Annotated in this window: 21 protein-coding genes; 15 read left to right on the forward strand and 6 right to left on the reverse strand. The window is 60.9% G+C overall.

Going from position 1 to position 19,816, the window contains the following annotated elements:
• Window positions 1–4 precede the first annotated feature (4 nt).
• A complete protein-coding gene (locus IF189_RS04570) occupies window positions 5–529 on the reverse strand; it encodes a KdsC family phosphatase (protein WP_134825503.1) in 525 nt (174 codons plus the stop codon).
• Complete coding sequence (locus IF189_RS04575) at window positions 530–1,504, reverse strand: KpsF/GutQ family sugar-phosphate isomerase (RefSeq protein ID WP_085711780.1); 975 nt, start codon at window positions 1,502–1,504, stop codon at window positions 530–532. It abuts the gene before it with no gap.
• Window positions 1,505–1,779: 275 nt separating this feature from the next.
• Between IF189_RS04575 and IF189_RS04580 the strand changes: the two genes are divergently transcribed.
• The 10 genes from IF189_RS04580 to hisC all read left to right on the forward strand — a co-directional run bounded on the left by IF189_RS04580 (window position 1,780) and on the right by hisC (window position 9,729).
• The gene (locus tag IF189_RS04580) at window positions 1,780–2,589 is read left to right on the forward strand and encodes an ATP-binding cassette domain-containing protein (RefSeq protein ID WP_085711779.1); all 810 of its coding nucleotides are present in this window, start codon (window positions 1,780–1,782) and stop codon (window positions 2,587–2,589) included.
• Entirely contained in the window at window positions 2,589–3,386 is a 798-nt protein-coding gene (gene mlaE / locus IF189_RS04585; protein ID WP_114881430.1) for a lipid asymmetry maintenance ABC transporter permease subunit MlaE, read from the forward strand. Before IF189_RS04580 ends, mlaE begins: the two co-directional genes overlap by 1 nt.
• On the forward strand, window positions 3,386–3,853 hold the full coding sequence (gene mlaD, locus IF189_RS04590; protein ID WP_085711777.1) for an outer membrane lipid asymmetry maintenance protein MlaD: 468 nt from the start codon (window positions 3,386–3,388) through the stop codon (window positions 3,851–3,853). The genes mlaE and mlaD overlap by 1 nt, the downstream gene beginning before the upstream one ends.
• An 11-nt stretch (window positions 3,854–3,864) precedes the next feature.
• Window positions 3,865–4,515: a phospholipid-binding protein MlaC gene (locus tag IF189_RS04595; RefSeq protein WP_085711776.1), complete on the forward strand. Its 651-nt coding sequence runs from the start codon at window positions 3,865–3,867 to the stop codon at window positions 4,513–4,515.
• The gene (locus IF189_RS04600; protein WP_085711775.1) at window positions 4,512–4,817 is read left to right on the forward strand and encodes a lipid asymmetry maintenance protein MlaB; all 306 of its coding nucleotides are present in this window, start codon (window positions 4,512–4,514) and stop codon (window positions 4,815–4,817) included. Before IF189_RS04595 ends, IF189_RS04600 begins: the two co-directional genes overlap by 4 nt.
• Window positions 4,818–4,932: 115 nt before the next feature.
• Window positions 4,933–5,172 carry a BolA family protein gene (locus IF189_RS04605; protein WP_096818978.1) on the forward strand — a complete coding sequence of 80 codons (240 nt, stop codon included), beginning with the start codon at window positions 4,933–4,935 and terminating at the stop codon, window positions 5,170–5,172.
• 22 nt (window positions 5,173–5,194) lie between these two features.
• Window positions 5,195–6,460 (forward strand): UDP-N-acetylglucosamine 1-carboxyvinyltransferase, encoded by a 1,266-nt coding sequence (gene murA / locus IF189_RS04610; RefSeq protein ID WP_085711774.1) that lies wholly within the window; start codon window positions 5,195–5,197, stop codon window positions 6,458–6,460.
• A 127-nt stretch (window positions 6,461–6,587) separates the two neighbouring features.
• Window positions 6,588–7,223 carry an ATP phosphoribosyltransferase gene (hisG, locus tag IF189_RS04615; protein WP_007953554.1) on the forward strand — a complete coding sequence of 212 codons (636 nt, stop codon included), beginning with the start codon at window positions 6,588–6,590 and terminating at the stop codon, window positions 7,221–7,223.
• Window positions 7,224–7,348: 125 nt separating this feature from the next.
• Window positions 7,349–8,674, forward strand: coding sequence for a histidinol dehydrogenase (hisD, locus tag IF189_RS04620; protein ID WP_085711773.1), 1,326 nt, complete (start codon window positions 7,349–7,351; stop codon window positions 8,672–8,674).
• 2 nt (window positions 8,675–8,676) lie between these two features.
• Window positions 8,677–9,729 (forward strand): histidinol-phosphate transaminase, encoded by a 1,053-nt coding sequence (gene hisC, locus IF189_RS04625; protein ID WP_134825504.1) that lies wholly within the window; start codon window positions 8,677–8,679, stop codon window positions 9,727–9,729.
• Between the two features lie 49 nt (window positions 9,730–9,778).
• On the opposite strand, the gene algW is transcribed toward hisC, so the two are convergent.
• Window positions 9,779–10,933: a Do family serine endopeptidase AlgW gene (gene algW, locus IF189_RS04630; protein ID WP_085711771.1), complete on the reverse strand. Its 1,155-nt coding sequence runs from the start codon at window positions 10,931–10,933 to the stop codon at window positions 9,779–9,781.
• Between the two features lie 103 nt (window positions 10,934–11,036).
• Between algW and IF189_RS04635 the strand changes: the two genes are divergently transcribed.
• The 3 genes from IF189_RS04635 (at window position 11,037) to cysN (ending at window position 14,770) form a co-directional block, all read left to right on the forward strand.
• Window positions 11,037–11,795 (forward strand): Nif3-like dinuclear metal center hexameric protein, encoded by a 759-nt coding sequence (locus tag IF189_RS04635; RefSeq protein ID WP_192552902.1) that lies wholly within the window; start codon window positions 11,037–11,039, stop codon window positions 11,793–11,795.
• A gap of 149 nt (window positions 11,796–11,944) precedes the next feature.
• Entirely contained in the window at window positions 11,945–12,862 is a 918-nt protein-coding gene (gene cysD / locus IF189_RS04640) for a sulfate adenylyltransferase subunit CysD (RefSeq protein WP_007953546.1), read from the forward strand.
• Between the two features lie 9 nt (window positions 12,863–12,871).
• The gene (gene cysN, locus IF189_RS04645; protein WP_134825506.1) at window positions 12,872–14,770 is read left to right on the forward strand and encodes a sulfate adenylyltransferase subunit CysN; all 1,899 of its coding nucleotides are present in this window, start codon (window positions 12,872–12,874) and stop codon (window positions 14,768–14,770) included.
• A gap of 516 nt (window positions 14,771–15,286) precedes the next feature.
• Here the strand turns inward: cysN and IF189_RS04650 are convergent.
• From IF189_RS04650 to IF189_RS04660, 3 genes are read right to left on the reverse strand one after another with little or no spacing between them, the layout of a single operon-like run.
• A complete protein-coding gene (locus tag IF189_RS04650) occupies window positions 15,287–16,192 on the reverse strand; it encodes an acyltransferase (RefSeq protein WP_192552903.1) in 906 nt (301 codons plus the stop codon).
• 4 nt (window positions 16,193–16,196) lie between these two features.
• On the reverse strand, window positions 16,197–18,296 hold the full coding sequence (pta, locus tag IF189_RS04655) for a phosphate acetyltransferase (protein WP_134825510.1): 2,100 nt from the start codon (window positions 18,294–18,296) through the stop codon (window positions 16,197–16,199).
• A 60-nt stretch (window positions 18,297–18,356) separates the two neighbouring features.
• Window positions 18,357–18,683 (reverse strand): DUF3565 domain-containing protein, encoded by a 327-nt coding sequence (locus tag IF189_RS04660; protein ID WP_085711877.1) that lies wholly within the window; start codon window positions 18,681–18,683, stop codon window positions 18,357–18,359.
• Here IF189_RS04660 and IF189_RS04665 point away from each other — a divergent pair.
• Both IF189_RS04665 and IF189_RS04670 read left to right on the forward strand, forming a co-directional pair.
• Window positions 18,652–19,137 (forward strand): FKBP-type peptidyl-prolyl cis-trans isomerase, encoded by a 486-nt coding sequence (locus IF189_RS04665; protein WP_085711766.1) that lies wholly within the window; start codon window positions 18,652–18,654, stop codon window positions 19,135–19,137. The two genes, IF189_RS04660 and IF189_RS04665, sit on opposite strands and share 32 nt — an antisense overlap.
• Before the next feature lie 122 nt (window positions 19,138–19,259).
• Window positions 19,260–19,742, forward strand: coding sequence for a glutathione peroxidase (locus IF189_RS04670; protein ID WP_007959082.1), 483 nt, complete (start codon window positions 19,260–19,262; stop codon window positions 19,740–19,742).
• Window positions 19,743–19,816 lie beyond the last annotated feature (74 nt).

The raw sequence follows: 19,816 nt of genomic DNA on the forward strand, positions 1-19,816 counted from the left end.
TGACTCACAGGTACGCGTTGTTGGCGGCATCGAGGCTGCCCTGGGCGCGCAGGATCAGTTCGCAGAATTCACGGGCGGCGCCCTCGCCACCACGGGCCAGGGTAACGCCATGGGCATGCTCGCGCACAAAGGGGGCCGCGTTGGCCACCGCCATGCCAAGCCCCACCCGGCGGATCACCGGCAGGTCGGGCAGGTCGTCACCGAGGTAGGCGACCTGTTCATAGCTTAGGCCCAGTTGCTCGAGAAGGCCGTCGAGGACGACGAGTTTGTCTTCACGGCCCTGAAACAGGTGCGGAATCCCCAGGTTCTTCGCCCGACGCTCGACCACCGGGGTCTTGCGACCGCTGATGATGGCGGTCTGTACGCCCGCGTTCATCAGCATCTTGATGCCCTGGCCGTCGAGTGTATTGAAGGTCTTGAACTCGCTGCCGTCTTCAAGGAAGTACAGGCGTCCGTCGGTGAGGACGCCGTCGACGTCGAAAACCGCCAGTTTGATGGCTTTGCCGCGTTGCAGCAGATCGGTGCTCATTTACATCACTCCTGCGCGCAGCAGGTCGGAGAGGTTGAAGGCGCCGATCGGACGATCGTCCTCATCCACGACGACAAGCGCGTTGATTCGATGGTCTTCCATGATTTTCAGGGCCTCGGCGGCCAGCATTTCGGCGCGGGCGGTCTTGCCGTGTACGGTCATCACCTGATCGATGGTCGCGCTGTGGATATCGATGCTGCGATCCAGTGTGCGGCGCAGGTCGCCGTCGGTGAAGATCCCGGCAAGCTTGCCATCGGCCTCGAGAATGACAGTCATGCCCAGACCCTTGCGGGTCATTTCCATCAGTGCGTCCTTGAGCAGGGTACCGCGTTGTACCTGTGGCAGTTCCTGACCTGCGTGCATGACGTTTTCCACTTTCAGCAGCAAGCGTCGGCCGAGTGCGCCACCCGGGTGGGAAAAGGCGAAGTCTTCGGCGGTGAAACCGCGGGCTTCCAGCAACGCCACGGCCAGGGCGTCGCCCATGACCAGTGCGGCAGTGGTCGAGGAGGTCGGCGCCAGGTTCAGCGGGCAGGCTTCGTGCTCGACGTGAACGTTGAGATTGACCTCGGCCGCTTTTGCCAGCGGCGATTGCGGGTTGCCGGTCACACTGATCAACTGGATGCCCAGGCGTTTGATCAGCGGCAGCAGGGTGACGATTTCGTTGGTGGAACCGGAGTTCGACAAGGCCAGGATCACGTCATCACGGGTGATCATGCCCATGTCGCCGTGGCTGGCTTCGGCCGGGTGCACGAAAAACGCCGGGGTGCCGGTGCTGGCCAGGGTCGCGGCGATCTTGTTGCCGATGTGCCCGGACTTGCCCATGCCGACCACCACTACACGGCCCTTGCTGGCCAGAATCATCTCGCAAGCGCGTACGAAATCGGCGTCGATATGGGGCAACAAGCCTTGTACGGCTTCCACTTCGAGGCGGATGGTGCGTTGTGCCGATTGAATCAGGTCGCTGGTTTGGCTCATGTCAGAAATCGTATAGCCCGATGAAAAGGCGGCGATTATAGCGGTTATGTTGAAAAGCCTCACGCAAGTTCGTCGTGCTTTGTCATTCCCGGTTACTAAAACCCTTTTATAGAAGCCTCGGGCCTGTCATATCGCTGAACGTGGCCGGGGAGAGGCCTTGGGCGCTTGCCCTTTGCAGTGATATAGTTCGCCGCCAGTTCGGCCTGCCCGGGATGTAAGGGCTTTCTCCAGAAAGCCAGGCGTCCGAGTGAGAGGCTGCATCGCAAGGAGTTTAGATGAGTGCCGATAACGCCTACGCGGTCGAGCTGAAGGGAGTCTCCTTCAAGCGCGGTGCGCGGAGCATTTTCAATAACGTCGATATCCGCATCCCGCGCGGCAAGGTCACCGGAATCATGGGGCCTTCCGGGTGTGGCAAGACCACGCTGCTGCGTCTGATGGGTGCCCAGTTGCGGCCATCGCAGGGCGAAGTCTGGGTCAACGGCCAGAACTTGCCGAAGCTGTCGCGCAGCGATCTGTTCGATGCGCGCAAGCACATGGGCGTGCTGTTTCAGAGCGGCGCGCTGTTCACCGATCTCGATGTGTTCGAGAACGTCGCCTTTCCCCTGCGCGTTCATACCCAGTTGCCGGAAGAGATGATCCGCGACATCGTGCTGCTCAAATTGCAGGCGGTCGGTCTGCGGGGCGCCATCGAGCTGATGCCCGATGAGCTGTCCGGCGGCATGAAGCGCCGCGTGGCTCTGGCCCGGGCGATTGCGCTCGATCCGCAGATTCTCATGTACGACGAACCGTTCGTCGGCCAGGACCCGATCGCCATGGGCGTTCTGGTGCGCCTGATTCGCCTGCTGAACGATGCGTTGGGGATCACCAGTATCGTGGTTTCCCACGACCTCGCCGAAACCGCGAGCATTGCCGATTACATCTATGTGGTGGGCGATGGTCAGGTGCTGGGGCAGGGTACGCCGGACGAGTTGATGAACTCGGATGAACCGCGTATCCGTCAGTTCATGACCGGCGATCCCGATGGTCCGGTTCCGTATCACTTTCCAGCGACGGATTACCGCGCAGATCTTCTGGGGAAACGTTGATGCGCAGAATCTCATTAATAGAACGCGTACGTCGGTTCGGCGAATCGGCTATCGATGCCGTCGCGGTATTCGGACGCGCGACGCTGTTCCTGTTTCATGCTCTGCTGGGGCGTGGTGGCATAGGTGGCGGTTTCGGCCTGCTGGTCAAGCAACTGCACTCGGTCGGCGTGATGTCGCTGGTGATTATCGTCGTGTCGGGGATTTTCATCGGCATGGTGCTGGCGCTGCAGGGGTTCAACATCCTGTCGAGCTATGGCTCGGAGCAGGCGGTGGGGCAGATGGTTGCCTTGACCTTGCTGCGTGAGCTGGGCCCGGTGGTGACGGCGCTGCTGTTCGCCGGTCGTGCCGGTTCGGCGCTGACGGCGGAAATCGGCAACATGAAGTCCACCGAGCAGTTGTCCAGCCTGGAAATGATCGGTGTCGATCCGCTCAAGTACATCATCGCTCCGCGTCTGTGGGCCGGTTTCATTTCCCTGCCGGTGCTGGCGATGATCTTCAGCGTGGTCGGCATCTGGGGCGGTTCCTGGGTCGCGGTCGACTGGCTGGGCGTCTATGAAGGCTCCTACTGGGCGAACATGCAGAACAGCGTCAACTTCTCCAGCGATGTACTCAACGGCGTGATCAAAAGTATCGTTTTCGCCTTTGTCGTGACCTGGATCGCCGTATTCCAAGGCTATGACTGTGAGCCCACTTCCGAGGGAATCAGTCGTGCCACCACCAAGACCGTAGTATTCGCCTCGCTGGCAGTGCTCGGCCTGGACTTTATTCTGACCGCTTTGATGTTTGGAGATTTCTGATGCAAAACCGCACCCTGGAAATCGGTGTCGGCCTGTTCCTGCTGGCAGGGATCCTGGCCTTGTTGCTGCTTGCCCTGCGGGTCAGTGGCCTGTCTCCGACTTCGACCACCGATACCTACAAGCTTTATGCCTACTTCGACAATATCGCCGGTCTGACGGTCAGAGCCAAAGTGACCATGGCCGGTGTGACCATCGGCAAGGTCACGGCGATCGATCTGGATCGCGACAGTTTTACCGGCCGGGTGACCCTGCTGGTGGATAAAAAGGTAGACAATCTGCCGACCGACTCCACAGCGTCTATCCTGACGGCTGGCCTGTTGGGCGAGAAGTACATCGGCATCAGCGTGGGCGGGGAAGAAACCCGGCTCAAGGATGGTGGAACCATTCACGACACCCAGTCGTCTCTGGTGCTGGAAGACCTGATCGGTAAATTCCTGCTCAATACCGTTAGCAAAGACGCCAAATGAGGAGCTTTTGAATGATCTCTACCTTGCGACGTGGCCTGTTGGTGTTGCTCGCGACACTGCCACTGCTGGCGAACGCTGCGCCCGGGCAGTCGGCGCACGATCTGGTCCAGGACACGACCAACCGGATGCTTGCCGATCTGGCGGCGAATAAAGAGAAGTACAAGCAGGACCCGCAGGACTTCTACACCGCACTGAATACCATCGTGGGTCCGGTGGTGGATGCCGAAGGCATTTCCAAAAGCATCATGACGGTCAAGTACTCGCGCAAGGCCACCCCGGCGCAGATGCAGACCTTCCAGGAAAACTTCAAGCGTGGCCTGTTCCAGTTCTATGGCAACGCCTTGCTGGAATACAACAACCAGGGCATCACCGTCGATGCGCCGAAGGATGAGTCGGGCGACCGTACCAGCGTCGGCATGACCGTCAAGGGCAACAACGGCGCGATCTATCCGGTTCAGTACACGCTGGAGAAGATCAACGGCGAGTGGAAGCTGCGCAACGTGATCATCAACGGCATCAACATCGGCAAGCTGTTCCGTGACCAGTTCGCCGACGCGATGCAGCGCAACGGCAACGACCTGGACAAGACCATCAACGGCTGGGCCGGCGAAGTGGCCAAGGCCAAGCAGACTGCCGAGAAACAAGAGAAGCCTGCCCAATGACCGAGTCGGCCATTCGTCTGGACGAAGCCAGTCAGCTTCAGCTCACCGGTGTGCTGGATTACCGCACCGGTCCCGGCCTTCGCGAGCAGGGCCGGGCGCTGATCAAATCGTGCAATGCCCCGGCATTGGTGATCGATTGTTCGGCGGTGGAAAAGTCCAGCAGCGTCGGCCTGTCGTTGCTGCTGTGCTTCATTCGCGATGCGAAAGCCGCCGGCAAGGCGGTCAGCATCCGCGGGATGCCGGAAGACATGCGTGAAATTGCTCAGGTCAGCGAGCTGACCGAGCTGTTGGCGCAACCCTGAACCCGCATCTATAAAGAAGCCCCCCGTCAGAGTCCTGCGCAGCGGGGTTCGCAGGCGCGGGGCTTTTTTGTATGATGTCCGACCCGTGCGCACAGGGCGCCGATTGAGGTTGAGCATGCAGGCCGTAGAAGTGAAAAGCTTCCTTGAAGCAAATCTGCCCGGAACCCGGGTGGAAGTTGAAGGCGAAGGCTGCAACTTTCAGCTGAACGTGATTAGCGATGAACTGGCGGCGTTGAGCCCGGTCAAGCGTCAGCAAAGCATCTATGCCCATTTGAACCCATGGATCGCCGATGGCAGCATCCACGCGGTCACTATGAAATTTTTCAGCAGCGCGGCCTGGGCCGAGCGCACCTGAGCCCTAGGGCGTCGAGATTGTTATGGATAAATTGATTATTACCGGTGGCGCTCGTCTTGATGGCGAGATCCGCATTTCCGGGGCGAAGAACTCCGCCCTGCCGATCCTGGCTGCCACCTTGCTGTGCGATGGCCCGGTCACCGTCGGCAACCTGCCGCACCTGCACGACATCACCACCATGATCGAGCTGTTCGGTCGCATGGGCATCGAGCCTGTGATCGACGAGAAGCTCAGCGTCGAAATCGACCCGCGCACCATCAAGACCCTGGTCGCTCCGTACGAGCTGGTGAAAACCATGCGCGCGTCGATCCTGGTGCTTGGCCCGATGGTTGCCCGTTTCGGTGAAGCCGAAGTCGCCCTGCCTGGCGGTTGCGCCATCGGCTCGCGTCCGGTTGACCTGCACATCCGCGGCCTCGAAGCCATGGGTGCGATCATCGACGTCGAAGGCGGCTACATCAAGGCCAAGGCGCCTGAAGGCGGCCTGCGCGGTGCGCACTTCTTCTTCGATACCGTCAGCGTGACTGGTACCGAAAACATCATGATGGCCGCTGCTCTGGCCAAGGGTCGCAGCGTGCTGCAGAACGCCGCCCGCGAACCTGAAGTGGTCGACCTTGCGAACTTCCTGAACGCCATGGGCGCCAAGGTTTCCGGCGCCGGTACCGACACCATCACCATCGATGGCGTCGAGCGTCTGGGTTCGGCTTTCTACAAGGTCATGCCTGACCGTATCGAAACCGGCACCTACCTGGTGGCCGCTGCGGTCACCGGCGGCCGCGTGAAGGTCAAGGACACTGATCCGACCATCCTCGAAGCGGTTCTGGAAAAGCTCCGTGAAGCCGGTGCCGAAATCACCAGCGGCGAAGACTGGATCGAGCTGGACATGCACGGCAAGCGTCCGAAGGCTGTCAACGTGCGCACTGCGCCGTACCCGGCGTTCCCGACCGACATGCAGGCGCAGTTCATCTCGCTCAACGCCATTGCCGAAGGCACTGGTGCCGTGATCGAGACGATCTTCGAAAACCGTTTCATGCACGTCTACGAACTGCACCGCATGGGCGCCAAGATCCAGGTCGAAGGCAACACCGCTATCGTCACCGGCACTGAAATCCTCAAGGGCGCGCCAGTGATGGCAACCGACCTGCGGGCTTCTGCCAGCCTGGTGATCTCGGCACTGATGGCCGAAGGCGATACCCTGATCGACCGCATCTACCACATCGACCGTGGTTACGAGTGCATCGAGGAAAAACTGCAGATGCTCGGCGCCAAAATCCGTCGCGTTCCGGGCTAGTCGCTGCATCTGGACACAGGGAAGTGTCCGTTGAATTCGTTTCGATCGGGGGTGGTAACGCCCTCGATGTATGTCCGGCGCCGATTGCGACCGGACATGAGTACCTTGATAAGGACTGACGTTTCCCATGTTGACCATCGCACTGTCCAAGGGCCGCATCCTTGACGACACCCTGCCGCTTCTCGCCGAAGCGGGCATCGTGCCGACCGAGAATCCGGACAAAAGCCGCAAGCTGATCATTCCCACGACCCAGGAAGACGTACGCCTGTTGATCGTGCGCGCCACCGACGTGCCGACCTATGTCGAGCATGGCGCGGCCGACCTCGGCGTTGCCGGTAAAGACGTGCTGATGGAATACACAGGGCAAGGCCTTTACGAGCCGCTGGACCTGCAGATTGCCCAGTGCAAGCTGATGACCGCCGGCAAGGTCGGCGCCGTCGAGCCCAAGGGCCGTCTGCGCGTCGCCACCAAATTCGTCAACGTTGCCAAGCGTTACTACGCCGAACAGGGCCGTCAGGTCGACATCATCAAGCTGTACGGCTCGATGGAACTGGCGCCACTGATCGGTCTGGCCGACAAGATCATCGACGTGGTCGACACCGGCAACACCCTGCGTGCCAACGGTCTCGAACCCCAGGAACTGATCGCCACGATCAGCTCGCGTCTGGTGGTCAATAAAGCTTCGATGAAAATGCAACACGCCCGAATCCAGGCGTTGATCGACACACTGCGCAAGGCAGTGGAGTCTCGACACCGCGGCTGATGTACCTGCGCGACGTTAAGTCGCGCCCGTCTATCCGCCTCATAGCCAGAATCTCAGGTGCCCAAGCGGAAACGACTGCTAAGTTAGGGCGCCTGAGTTTTTGCCAATCCTATGAGGCTCTCGCTATGACCGCACCGACTGCAATTCGCCGACTCAACGCTGCTGACCCGGATTTCGCGCATCATCTGGATCATCTGCTGAGCTGGGAAAGTGTGTCTGACGACTCGGTCAATCAGCGGGTGCTGGACATCATCAAGGCTGTGCGCGAGCGCGGTGACGCGGCGCTGGTCGAGTTCACCCAGAAGTTCGACGGCCTCGAAGTCGCCTCGATGGCAGACCTGATCCTGCCGCGCGAGCGTCTGGAACTGGCCCTGACCCGCATCACCGTGGCGCAACGCGAAGCGCTCGAGAAAGCCGCCGCCCGGGTGCGCAGCTACCACGAAAAACAGAAGCAGGACTCCTGGAGCTACACCGAAGCCGACGGCACGGTGCTGGGCCAGAAAGTCACGCCGCTGGACCGCGCCGGTCTGTACGTGCCGGGCGGTAAGGCGTCGTACCCGTCGTCGGTCTTGATGAACGCGATTCCGGCCAAGGTCGCCGGTGTCACCGAAGTGGTGATGGTGGTGCCGACTCCACGTGGCGAGGTCAATGAACTGGTACTGGCGGCGGCGTGCATCGCCGGTGTCGACCGGGTGTTCACCATCGGTGGCGCCCAAGCCGTTGCGGCGCTGGCCTACGGTACTGAAAGCGTGCCGCAGGTGGACAAGGTCGTCGGCCCGGGCAACATCTATGTGGCGACTGCCAAGCGTCACGTGTTCGGTCAGGTCGGCATCGACATGATCGCCGGCCCGTCGGAAATCCTTGTGGTGTGCGACGGCCAGACCGATCCGGACTGGATCGCCATGGACCTGTTCTCCCAGGCCGAGCACGACGAAGACGCCCAGGCGATCCTGGTCAGCCCGGACGCCGAGTTCCTCGACAAGGTCGCCGCGAGCATCGACAAACTGCTGCCGACCATGGATCGCGCGACCATCATCGAAACTTCGATCAATGGCCGTGGCGCCCTGATTCACGTGCGTGACATGGCTCAGGCCATCGAAGTCGCCAACCGCATCGCGCCGGAACACCTTGAACTGTCGGTCGCCGATCCGCAGGCCTGGCTGCCGCAGATTCGCCACGCCGGTGCGATCTTCATGGGCCGCCACACCTCCGAAGCGCTGGGCGATTACTGCGCCGGTCCGAACCACGTGCTGCCGACCTCCGGCACCGCGCGTTTCTCCTCGCCGCTGGGTGTGTACGACTTCCAGAAACGTTCGTCGATCATCTTCTGCTCCGAGGCCGGTGCTTCGGAGCTGGGCAAGACCGCCTCGATCCTGGCCCGTGGCGAATCCCTGAGCGCCCACGCTCGCAGCGCTGAATACCGCATCAAAGACGAAGTGAAGGGGAACTGAACATGAGTAAATTCTGGAGCCCGTTCGTCAAGGATCTGGTGCCTTACGTGCCGGGCGAGCAGCCGAAGCTGACCCGTCTGGTCAAACTCAACACCAACGAAAACCCGTACGGCCCGTCGCCAAAAGCCCTGGCCGCGATGCAGACCGAACTCAACGACAACCTGCGTCTGTACCCGGACCCGAACAGCGATCTGCTGAAAAACGCCGTCGCCAAATACTACGGCGTTCAGAGCAATCAGGTGTTCCTCGGCAACGGTTCGGACGAAGTACTGGCGCACATCTTCCACGGCCTGTTGCAACACGATCAGCCGCTGCTGTTCCCGGACATCAGCTACAGCTTCTATCCGGTCTACTGCGGCCTTTACGGCATCAAGTTCGACGCGGTGCCGCTGGACGCGCAGTTCCAGATCAACCCGGCGGACTACGCCAAGCCGAACGGCGGGATCATCTTCCCCAATCCGAACGCGCCGACCGGTTGCCTGTTGGCGCTGGAAGCGGTCGAGCAGATCCTCAAGGCCAGCCCGGATTCGGTGGTGGTGGTCGACGAGGCCTACATCGACTTCGGTGGCGAAACTGCGATCAGTCTGGTCGACCGTTATCCGAACCTGCTGGTGACCCAGACTCTGTCCAAGTCCCGTTCGCTGGCGGGGCTGCGGGTCGGTCTGGCGGTCGGCCATCCGGACCTGATCGAGGCGCTGGAGCGGGTAAAGAACAGCTTCAACTCCTATCCGATCGATCGCATGGCCAATGTCGGTGCAGCGGCAGCGTTCGAGGATCGCGAATACTTCGACAAGACCTGTGCATTGGTCATCGAGAGTCGCGAATGGGTGGTTGCGCAGTTGCAGGCCAAAGGCTTTGAAGTGTTGCCGTCAGCGGCCAACTTCATCTTCGCCCGGCATCCGCAACACGATGCGGCGGGGCTGGCGGCCAAACTGCGTGAGCAGGGGGTGATCGTGCGCCACTTCAAGCAGGAACGGATTGCCCAGTTCCTGCGGATCTCGATCGGTACGCCGGAGCAGAATCAGGCGTTGATCGACGGTCTCGGCGACCTGTGACTGGCCGATAAAAAGACGGGAGCGAATTCGCTCCCGTCTTTTTTTGTAATTACTCTTCTTCTTTCACTGGCGCCGGCGGCGGACGCAGGCCGATCTCGGCGGTCAGCTTCAATTCCTTGCCATTGCGCATCACCTGAATCGTGACCTTGTCGGTCGGCTTGATCCGCGCCACCTGGTTCATCGACTTACGACCATCACCGGCCGGTTCGCCGTCGATGCTGAGAATCACGTCGCCCAGTTGCAGGCCGGCCTTCTGTGCCGGGCCGTCGCGGAAAATCCCCGCTACCACGATCCCTGGACGCCCTGACAGACCGAACGACTCCGCCAATTCCTGGGTCAGCGGTTGTACTTCGATCCCCAGCCAGCCACGAATCACCTGACCGTGCTCGATGATCGACTTCATCACTTCCATCGCCAGTTTCACCGGAATCGCGAAACCAATGCCCTGGGAGCCGCCGGACTTGGAGAAAATCGCCGTGTTGATGCCGGTGAGGTTGCCGTTGGCATCCACCAGTGCGCCGCCGGAGTTGCCCGGGTTGATCGCCGCGTCGGTCTGGATGAAGTCTTCGTAATTGTTCAGGCCCAGCTGGTTACGGCCGGTGGCGCTGATGATGCCCATGGTCACGGTCTGGCCGACCCCGAACGGGTTGCCGATGGCCAGTGCGACGTCGCCGATGCGGATATTGTCTGAGCGACCGACGGTGATCGCCGGCAGGTTTTTCAGGTCGATCTTCAGCACCGCCAGGTCGGTTTCCGGGTCGCTGCCGATCACCCGGGCCAGGGTTTCGCGGCCATCCTTGAGCGCCACGACGATCTGGTCGGCGCCGGTGGTGACGTGGTTGTTGGTCAGGATGTAGCCTTCCGGGCTCATGATCACGCCGGAACCGAGGCTCGACTCCATGCGCTTCTGCTTCGGCGAGTTGTCACCAAAAAAGCGGCGGAACTGCGGATCCTCGAACAGCGGATGCGCCGGTTTGTTGATGACTTTGGTGGTGTAGAGGTTGACCACCGACGGCGCGGCAATCACCACCGCGTCGGCGTAGGACACCGGCCCCTGTTGCACGCTGGTGGTCTGCGGAGCCTGTTGCAGGTTGACGTCGAGGCTCGGAAGCCCGACCCACTGCGGGTAACGCTGAATAATCAACAGAGCGATAAGCACACCGGCCAACAGCGGCCAGCCGAAAAAACGCAGCGCCTTGAGCATTAAGCACGTCCTGGAAAAGTTGCAGGCGGGGTCAGACCGCCCATAATGTCGCGCATTATACGAGGCCGCGCGCGCCTCTGAACGGGATTTTCAGGAGTCTTTCATGGCCGTTGCCCTCAGTACCCTGGTCGAAGAAGCCGACCGCTACCTCGGCAGTGCGAAAATTGCCGATTATTGCCCCAACGGCCTGCAGGTCGAGGGCCGTCCGCAGGTGATGCGCATCGTCAGCGGCGTCACCGCCAGCCAGGCATTGCTCGATGCCGCCGTCGAAGCCGAGGCTGATCTGGTGCTGGTGCATCACGGTTACTTCTGGAAGGGCGAGAACCCGTGCATCACCGGCATGAAGCAGCGACGCTTGAAGACGCTGCTCAAACACGACATCAGTCTGCTGGCCTATCACCTGCCGCTGGATCTGCACCCGGACGTCGGCAACAACGTGCAACTGGCCCGGCAGCTCGACATCACTGTCGAAGGGCCGCTGGACCCGGATAACCTGAAGATCGTCGGCCTGGTCGGCTCCCTGGATGAACCGGTGACCGCCCGGGATTTCGCCCGTCGCGTGCAGGAACGCATGGGCCGCGAGCCGCTGCTGATCGAAGGCAGCGGGATGATCCGTCGAGTCGGCTGGTGCACCGGCGGCGGCCAGGGTTACATCGATAACGCCATTGCCGCCGGCGTCGATCTGTTCATCAGTGGCGAGGCCTCCGAACAGACGTTCCACAGTGCCCGGGAAAACGACATCAGCTTCATCGCTGCCGGCCACCACGCCACCGAACGCTACGGTGTGCAGGCGTTGGGCGATTATCTGGCGAAGCGGTTTGCCCTGGAACACATCTTCATCGACTGCCCGAATCCAATCTGACTTTCCCCTGAAAGCACCCGAACGGGCGGGCATATTCATATGCTCTTTCGTTCTAGTCCGCGCCCTGATTAGAAGAAGGGCGCTGTGCTAGGATTCCCCGCTCGAACACGGCCCGCTGGCCGTTCATAAGAAAGCTTTCGTGAGTAGCCATGGTCGACAAACTGACGCATCTGAAACAGCTGGAGGCGGAAAGCATCCACATCATCCGCGAGGTGGCCGCCGAGTTCGACAACCCGGTGATGCTGTACTCCATCGGTAAAGACTCCGCCGTGATGCTGCATCTGGCACGCAAGGCGTTCTTCCCGGGCAAACTGCCGTTTCCGGTGATGCACGTCGACACCCGCTGGAAATTCCAGGAGATGTACAAGTTCCGCGACAAGATGGTCGAAGAACTGGGCCTGGACCTGATCACCCACGTCAACCCGGATGGCGTTGCGCAGGGCATCAACCCGTTCACCCACGGCAGCGCCAAACACACCGACATCATGAAGACCGAGGGCCTGAAGCAGGCGCTCGACAAGCATGGTTTCGACGCCGCCTTCGGCGGTGCCCGTCGCGATGAAGAGAAGTCCCGCGCCAAGGAGCGCGTCTACTCGTTCCGCGACAGCAAACACCGCTGGGATCCGAAGAACCAGCGTCCGGAGCTGTGGAACGTCTACAACGGCAAGGTCAACAAGGGCGAATCCATCCGTGTGTTCCCGTTGTCGAACTGGACCGAGCTGGACATCTGGCAGTACATCTACCTCGAAGGCATCCCGATCGTGCCGCTGTACTTCGCCGCCGAACGCGAAGTGATCGAGAAGAACGGCACGCTGATCATGATCGACGACGAGCGCATCCTCGAGCACCTGTCCGACGAGGACAAGGCGCGCATCGTCAAAAAGAAAGTGCGTTTCCGTACCCTTGGCTGCTACCCGTTGACGGGCGCGGTGGAGTCCGAGGCCGAAAGCCTGACGGACATCATTCAGGAAATGCTCCTGACGCGAACTTCCGAGCGCCAGGGCCGTGTCATCGACCACGATGGCGCAGGCTCGATGGAAGACAAGAAACGTCAAGGCTATTTCTAAGGGGCTGTCATGTCGCACGCATCTGATTTGATCAGCGAGGACATCCTCGCCTACCTGGGCCAGCACGAACGTAAAGAGCTGCTGCGCTTTTTGACCTGCGGTAACGTCGATGACGGCAAGAGCACCCTGATCGGGCGCCTGCTGCACGACTCGAAGATGATTTACGAAGATCACCTCGAAGCCATTACCCGCGATTCGAAGAAAGTCGGCACCACCGGTGACGACATCGACCTGGCCTTGCTGGTCGACGGCCTGCAGGCCGAGCGTGAACAGGGCATCACCATCGATGTCGCCTACCGCTATTTCTCCACCGCCAAGCGCAAATTCATCATCGCCGACACCCCCGGCCATGAGCAGTACACCCGCAACATGGCCACCGGTGCTTCCACCTGTGACCTGGCGATCATCCTGGTCGACGCCCGTTACGGCGTGCAGACCCAGACCCGTCGCCACAGCTTCATCGCCTCGCTGCTGGGCATCAAACACATCGTTGTCGCCATCAACAAGATGGACCTGAAGGGCTTCGATCAGGGCGTGTTCGAGTCGATCAAGGCCGACTACCTGAAGTTCGCCGAAGGCTTGAAGATGAAGCCGACGAGCATGCACTTCGTGCCGATGTCCGCTCTGAAGGGCGACAACGTGGTGAACAAATCCGAGCGCTCGCCTTGGTACACCGGCCAGTCGCTGATGGAAATCCTCGAGACCGTGGAAGTGGCGGGCGACCGCAACTTCACCGATCTGCGTTTCCCGGTGCAGTACGTCAACCGTCCGAACCTGAACTTCCGCGGTTTCGCTGGCACCCTGGCCAGCGGCATCGTCAAGAAGGGCGACGAAGTCGTGGTCCTGCCGTCGGGCAAGAGCAGCCGCGTGAAATCCATCGTCACCTTCGAAGGTGAGCTGGAACACGCAGGTCCTGGCCAGGCCGTGACGCTGACCATGGAAGACGAGATCGACATCTCCCGTGGCGACCTGCTGGTACACGCCGACAACGTTCCGCCGGTGACCGACGGCTTCGAAGCGATGCTGGTGTGGATGGCTGAAGAGCCGATGCTGCCGGGCAAGAAATACGACATCAAGCGTGCCACCAGTTACGTGCCGGGCTCCATCGCCAGCATCGTCAACAAGGTCGACGTCAACACTCTCGAAGAAGGCCCGGCGAGCGCGTTGCAGCTCAACGAAATTGGCAAGGTGAAGATCGCGCTCGATGCGCCGATCGCCCTCGACGGTTACGACAGCAACCGCACCACCGGCGCGTTCATCGTCATCGACCGTTTGACCAACGGCACCGTCGGCGCCGGCATGATCGTCGCCCAGCCGCTGGCTCATGGCACGGCCACCCATCACGGCAAACTGGCTCATGTAGCGACTACCGAGCGCGCCCAGCGTTTCGGTCAGCAACCGGCCACCGTGCTGTTCAGCGGTCTGTCGGGCGCGGGTAAAAGCACGCTGGCGTACGCGGTCGAGCGCAAGCTGTTCGACATGGGGCGTGCGGTGTTTGTACTCGATGGCCAGAACTTGCGTCACGACCTCAATAAAGGTCTGCCGCAGGATCGCGCCGGTCGCACCGAGAACTGGCGTCGTGCCGCGCATGTGGCGCGTCAGTTCAACGAAGCGGGTCTTCTGACGCTTGCTGCGTTTGTGGCGCCGAGTGCTGAAGGTCGTGAGCAGGCGAAGGATCTGATTGGCAAGGATCGTTTGCTGACGGTTTATGTTCAGGCTTCGCCGACTGTGTGTGCCGAGCGTGATCCGCAAGGGTTGTACGCGGCGGGTGGCGATAATATTCCGGGTGAGTCCTTCCCGTATGATGTGCCGCTGGATGCTGATCTGGTGATCGATACCCAGTCGTTGTCGCTGGAAGAAGGTGTGAAGCAAGTGCTGGATCTGTTGCGTAAGCGTGGCGCGATTTAAGCGTTAGCTGCCAATAAAAAGCCCGTCGATGAGTGATCATCGGCGGGCTTTTCTTTTGTGGTTGGCCTGCTGGCGGTGGCGGCCTTCGGGCCGGCCATGCTCTTGGGGTTTTGGGTGTATATCCGTTACTTCGGGTGTTGCGGCTGGCGGTTCCGCTCTTACAGCGGGTCACTTTTTACAAGCGCCTAAAAAGTAACCAAAAACGCTGGACCCCGGCGTTCGGCACCTCGCTGTGGCTCGGTGTTCCTTCGTTCCGGGATTCATCCGGGGGCATCGCCTACGGTTTGCTTCGCTGCACCTCCTCTCGATGCATGCGGCTTCGCCGCACGGTCGCTGCGCTCCCACCCCCGGATAAATCCCTCCACTCAGCCTACCGAAGGGGCCGGCACGTCAAAAGCGGTACTTGAGCTAACGCTCATCGTGTTGAGTGGTGGGAAGCGAAAAGCCAATAGCGAACTGATTTCCTGTAGGGGGCAGTTTGACGGCCGGCCTGTTCTGTCGGAGGGGCTCAGGTAATCAGCGTTGGTTCGGATACTCGCGATGCATCTGCTCCAGCAATGCATCCTTGTCCTGCCACAGCTGGTTGATCCAGCCCTGGAATTGCAGGCGGTATTCGCCATCCTGGTCGTAGTTTTTTCCGATGAACTGTGGCGGGATTTTCAGTTCTTCAAAATGCACCACCACGTCCCGCACGTTGCCGCACAGCAGGTCCCAGAAGCCTGGACGTCCGCCCGGGTAGTGGATGGTCACGTTGACGATTGACTCCAGCTGTTCGCCCATTGCATCCAGCACGAAGGCAATGCCGCCGGCCTTGGGTTTGAGCAGGTATTTGAACGGTGATTGCTGCTGCGCGTGCTTGCCTTCGGTGAAGCGTGTGCCTTCGACGAAGTTGAAGATGCCCACCGGGTTGTCGCGGAACTTCGCGCAGGTCTTGCGGGTGGTTTCCAGGTCTTTGCCTTTCTTTTCCGGGTGTTTTTCCAGATAGGCTTTTGAATAGCGTTTCATGAACGGAAAGCCCAGCGTCCACCACGCCAGACCAATGACCGGGACCCAGATCAGTTCCTGCTTGAGGAAGAATTTCAGCGGCTGGATACGACGGTTGAGCACGTATTGCAGCACCAGAATATCGACCCAGCTTTGGTGGTTGCTGGTGATCAGGTACGAGTGCTGGTAGTCCAGACCTTGCAGGCCGCTGAGGTGCCAGCGGGTGCGGCGCACCAGGTTCATCCAGCCTTTGTTGTTGCTGATCCAGGCTTCGTGGGTGTGGCTCATCAGCCAGCGCGAGGCGCGGTGTGCGAGGTCGAACGGCAACACTTTGATCAGCGCCACGAGAAACAGGAACGAGCACAGCAGGATCGTGTTCAGCGCCAACAGCAGCGCGGCGATCACGCCGCGCAGGGTGGCAGGGAGAAAAGCCAGCATCGGGTCAGATATCCAGAGGTCGGTTGGCAGCCTGAATCGCAGTCAGGGCGATGGTGTAGACGATGTCGTCGACCTGCGCGCCGCGCGGCAGATCGTTCACCGGTTTGCGCAGGCCTTGCAGCATCGGGCCGAGGCTCACGCAGTCGGCGCTGCGTTGCACGGCTTTGTGGGTGGTGTTGCCGGTGTTCAGGTCGGGGAACACGAAAACCGTGGCGCGACCGGCGACCTGGCTGTTCGGCGCCAGTTGCCGGGCCACGGTTTCGTTGGCGGCGGCGTCGTACTGCAGCGGCCCGTCGATCAGCAGCGAGTGCTGTTGTTCGTGGGCGAGCAGGGTGGCTTCGCGGACTTTCTCGACTTCCTCGCCGGTGGCGGATTCGCCGCTGGAGTAGCTGATCATTGCTACGCGTGGAGTGATGCCGAACGCGGCGGCCGAGTCGGCGCTTTGCAGGGCGATCTCGGCCAGTTCGGCGGCGCTCGGATGCGGGTTCATCACGCAGTCGCCGTAGACCAGCACTTCCTCGGGGAAGAGCATGAAGAATACCGACGACACCAGCGTGCAGCCCGGCGCCGTCTTGATCAATTGCAGGGCCGGGCGGATGGTGTTGGCGGTGGTGTTGATGACACCGGAAACCAGTCCGTCGACCTCATCCAGCGCCAGCATCATGGTGCCGATCACCACGGTGTCCTCCAACTGCTGCTCGGCCATCGGCGCGTTGAGGCTTTTGCTCTTGCGCAGGGCCACCATCGGTTCGACGTAGCGTTCGCGGATCAGATCCGGATCGAGGATTTCCAGCCCCGGCGGCAACACGATGCCCTGGGCCCGGGCGACAGCTTCGACATCCGCCGGTTTGGCCAGCAACACGCAACGGGCAATGCCGCGTTCCTGACAGATCGCCGCCGCTTGCACGGTGAACGGTTCGCTGCCTTCGGGCAGGACGATGCGTTTGTTCGCAGCCTGAGCGCGTTGAATCAGTTGATAACGGAACACGGCTGGCGACAGGCGCATTTCTCGCGGTGTACCGCAGCGCTGATGCAGCCACTTGGCATCCAGGTGACTGGCGACGAAATCGGTGATGATCTCAGCGCGTTCGCGGTCATCGACGGGGATTTCCTTGTTAAGGCCGTTGAGCAGGTTGGCGGTGTCGTAGGAGCCGGTGCTCACCGACAACACCGGCAACCCAGCCTGCAATGCCCCACGGCACAGGTCCATGATGCGCGGATCCGGCAGTGTGTCGCTGGTCAGCAGCAGGCCCGCCAGCGGTACGCCGTTGATGGCTGCGAGGCTGACGGCGAGGATGATGTCGTCGCGGTCGCCGGGGGTCACCACCAGCACGCCGGGCTTGAGCAGATCCACGGTGTTGCGCATGGTGCGCGCACAAATGATGGTCCGGGTCATGCGCCGGGTTTCGTAGTCGCCGGCGTTGAGCACCTGGGCGCCCATCAGGTCGGCGACGTCACGGGTGCGCGGGGCGTTGAGTTCGGGCTGGAACGGAATGCAGCCGAGCAGGCGGAAATCACCGCTGCGCAGCAATGGTGAATGTTCTTTCAGGCGCGCAGCGAAGGCGTCCATGCTCTCGTCGGTCTTGACCTTGTTGAGGATCACGCCGAGGACTTTCGGGTCTTTCGGACCGCCGAACAGTTGCGCCTGCAACTCGACGCGGCCGGACAGTTCGGTGAGCACTTCGTTTTCCGGCGCCGAGACCAGAATCACCTCGGCGTCCAGGCTCTTGGCCAGGTGCAGGTTGACCCGCGCGGCATAGCTGGCGCTGCGGGTCGGCACCATGCCTTCGACGACCAGCACGTCCTTGCCGACGGCAGCCTGCTGGTAGAGCGCGATGATTTCTTCGAGCAACTCGTCGAGCTGACCGTCGCCAAGCATCCGCTCGACATGGGCCAGACCCAGCGGCTGAGGCGGTTTCAGGCCGTGGGTGCGGGCCACCAGTTCGGTGGAGCGCTCAGGGCCGGTGTCGCCCGGGTGCGGCTGGGCAATCGGTTTGAAGAAGCCGACTTTCAGCCCGGCCCGTTCCAGCGTACGCACCAGCCCGAGGCTGATGGAGGTCAGACCCACACCAAAATCGGTGGGCGCGATAAAAAAAGTTTGCATGCGGATTCTCTAAGGGTGCATGGCAAGGGCGTGGGCCTATGGCTGGCCTTCCACCGTTTTTCAGGCGTCAAGGTTAGCGCTAACCGCGCCTTGAGCGCACCAACCGCAAGCAAAGGGTTGGCCTATTTTTTCAATACGTTGCGTTGCATCCAGCACCCATGCCCGCGACTGCCAGGGTGGCTGGTGGCGCAGATGCTGGGTGTGGCCGCAGGAGAGCTCGGCCACCCAGTGACCGTCCTCGTCCTGATGGAAGCCTGTGATCGTCGAATCCCGTTTGTCAGGGTTGTGTTCGCTTTCGAGCGATTGCTTCGCTAAACTTGGCCTTTCTATATTCTTATGCAAAAGGTCTCGCCCCATGCTGATCGCCGCCAATAAGGCTGTCTCCATCGACTATACCCTGACCAACGACGCTGGTGAGGTCATCGACAGCTCCGCCGGCGGCGCTCCGCTGGTTTACCTGCATGGCGCAGGCAACATCATCCCGGGCCTGGAGAAAGCCCTGGAAGGCAAGGAAGTCGGCAACGAGCTGGAAGTTTCTGTCGAGCCGGAAGATGCCTACGGCGAGTACTCGGCCGAACTGGTCAGCACCCTGAGCCGCAGCATGTTCGAAGGCGTCGACGAGCTGGAAGTCGGCATGCAGTTCCACGCTTCGGCGCCGGACGGCCAGATGCAGATCGTCACCATCCGTGATCTGGACGGCGACGACGTGACCGTCGACGGCAACCACCCGCTGGCCGGTCAGCGCCTGAACTTCAAAGTGAAGGTCGTTGCCATCCGTGACGCCAGCCAGGAAGAAGTCGCTCATGGTCACGTCCATGGCGAAGGTGGCCATCACCACTGATTTTCTGCGCTAAGCTCAGAGAACTGGAGAGGCGCCCGAGGGCGCCTTTTTAGTCCGCGGCTGTCCTTGGTAGTCTCGCCAAGTGGCTGTTTCGAGTAGAACACGGGAATCTGGAGTTCGTCATGAGTGCTTTTCACGACCTTAAGTTGACAGCCCTGGATGGTCAGGAGCTACCGCTGGCACCCTTCAAGGGCCAAGTCGTGCTGGTGGTCAACGTCGCCTCCAAATGCGGCTTGACCCCACAGTACGCGGCGCTGGAAAACCTCTATCAGCAATACAAGGGCAAAGGCTTCAGCGTGCTGGGCCTGCCGTGCAACCAGTTTGCCGGTCAGGAACCGGGCAGCGAGCAGGAGATTCAGGAATTCTGCAGCCTCAACTATGGCGTGAGTTTTCCGTTGTCGAAGAAGCTCGAAGTCAACGGCCACGATCGCCATCAGCTCTACCGTCTGCTGGCGGGCGAGGGCGCGGAGTTTCCCGGCGACATCACCTGGAATTTCGAGAAATTCCTGCTCGGCAAGGACGGTCGTGTACTGGCCCGTTTCTCGCCGCGCACGGCGCCGGATGATCCTTCGGTGATCACGGCGATTGAAAAAGCCCTGAGCTGAAACGCGAAAATCGCAGCCATCGAGCTGCGATTTTTTTTGCCTGCCTTTTGACCCTTAATCATTCAGATCAATAG

Origin of the sequence: Pseudomonas sp. IzPS59 (genome assembly GCF_014863505.1) — a bacterium.
Taxonomy (GTDB): domain Bacteria; phylum Pseudomonadota; class Gammaproteobacteria; order Pseudomonadales; family Pseudomonadaceae; genus Aquipseudomonas; species Aquipseudomonas kribbensis.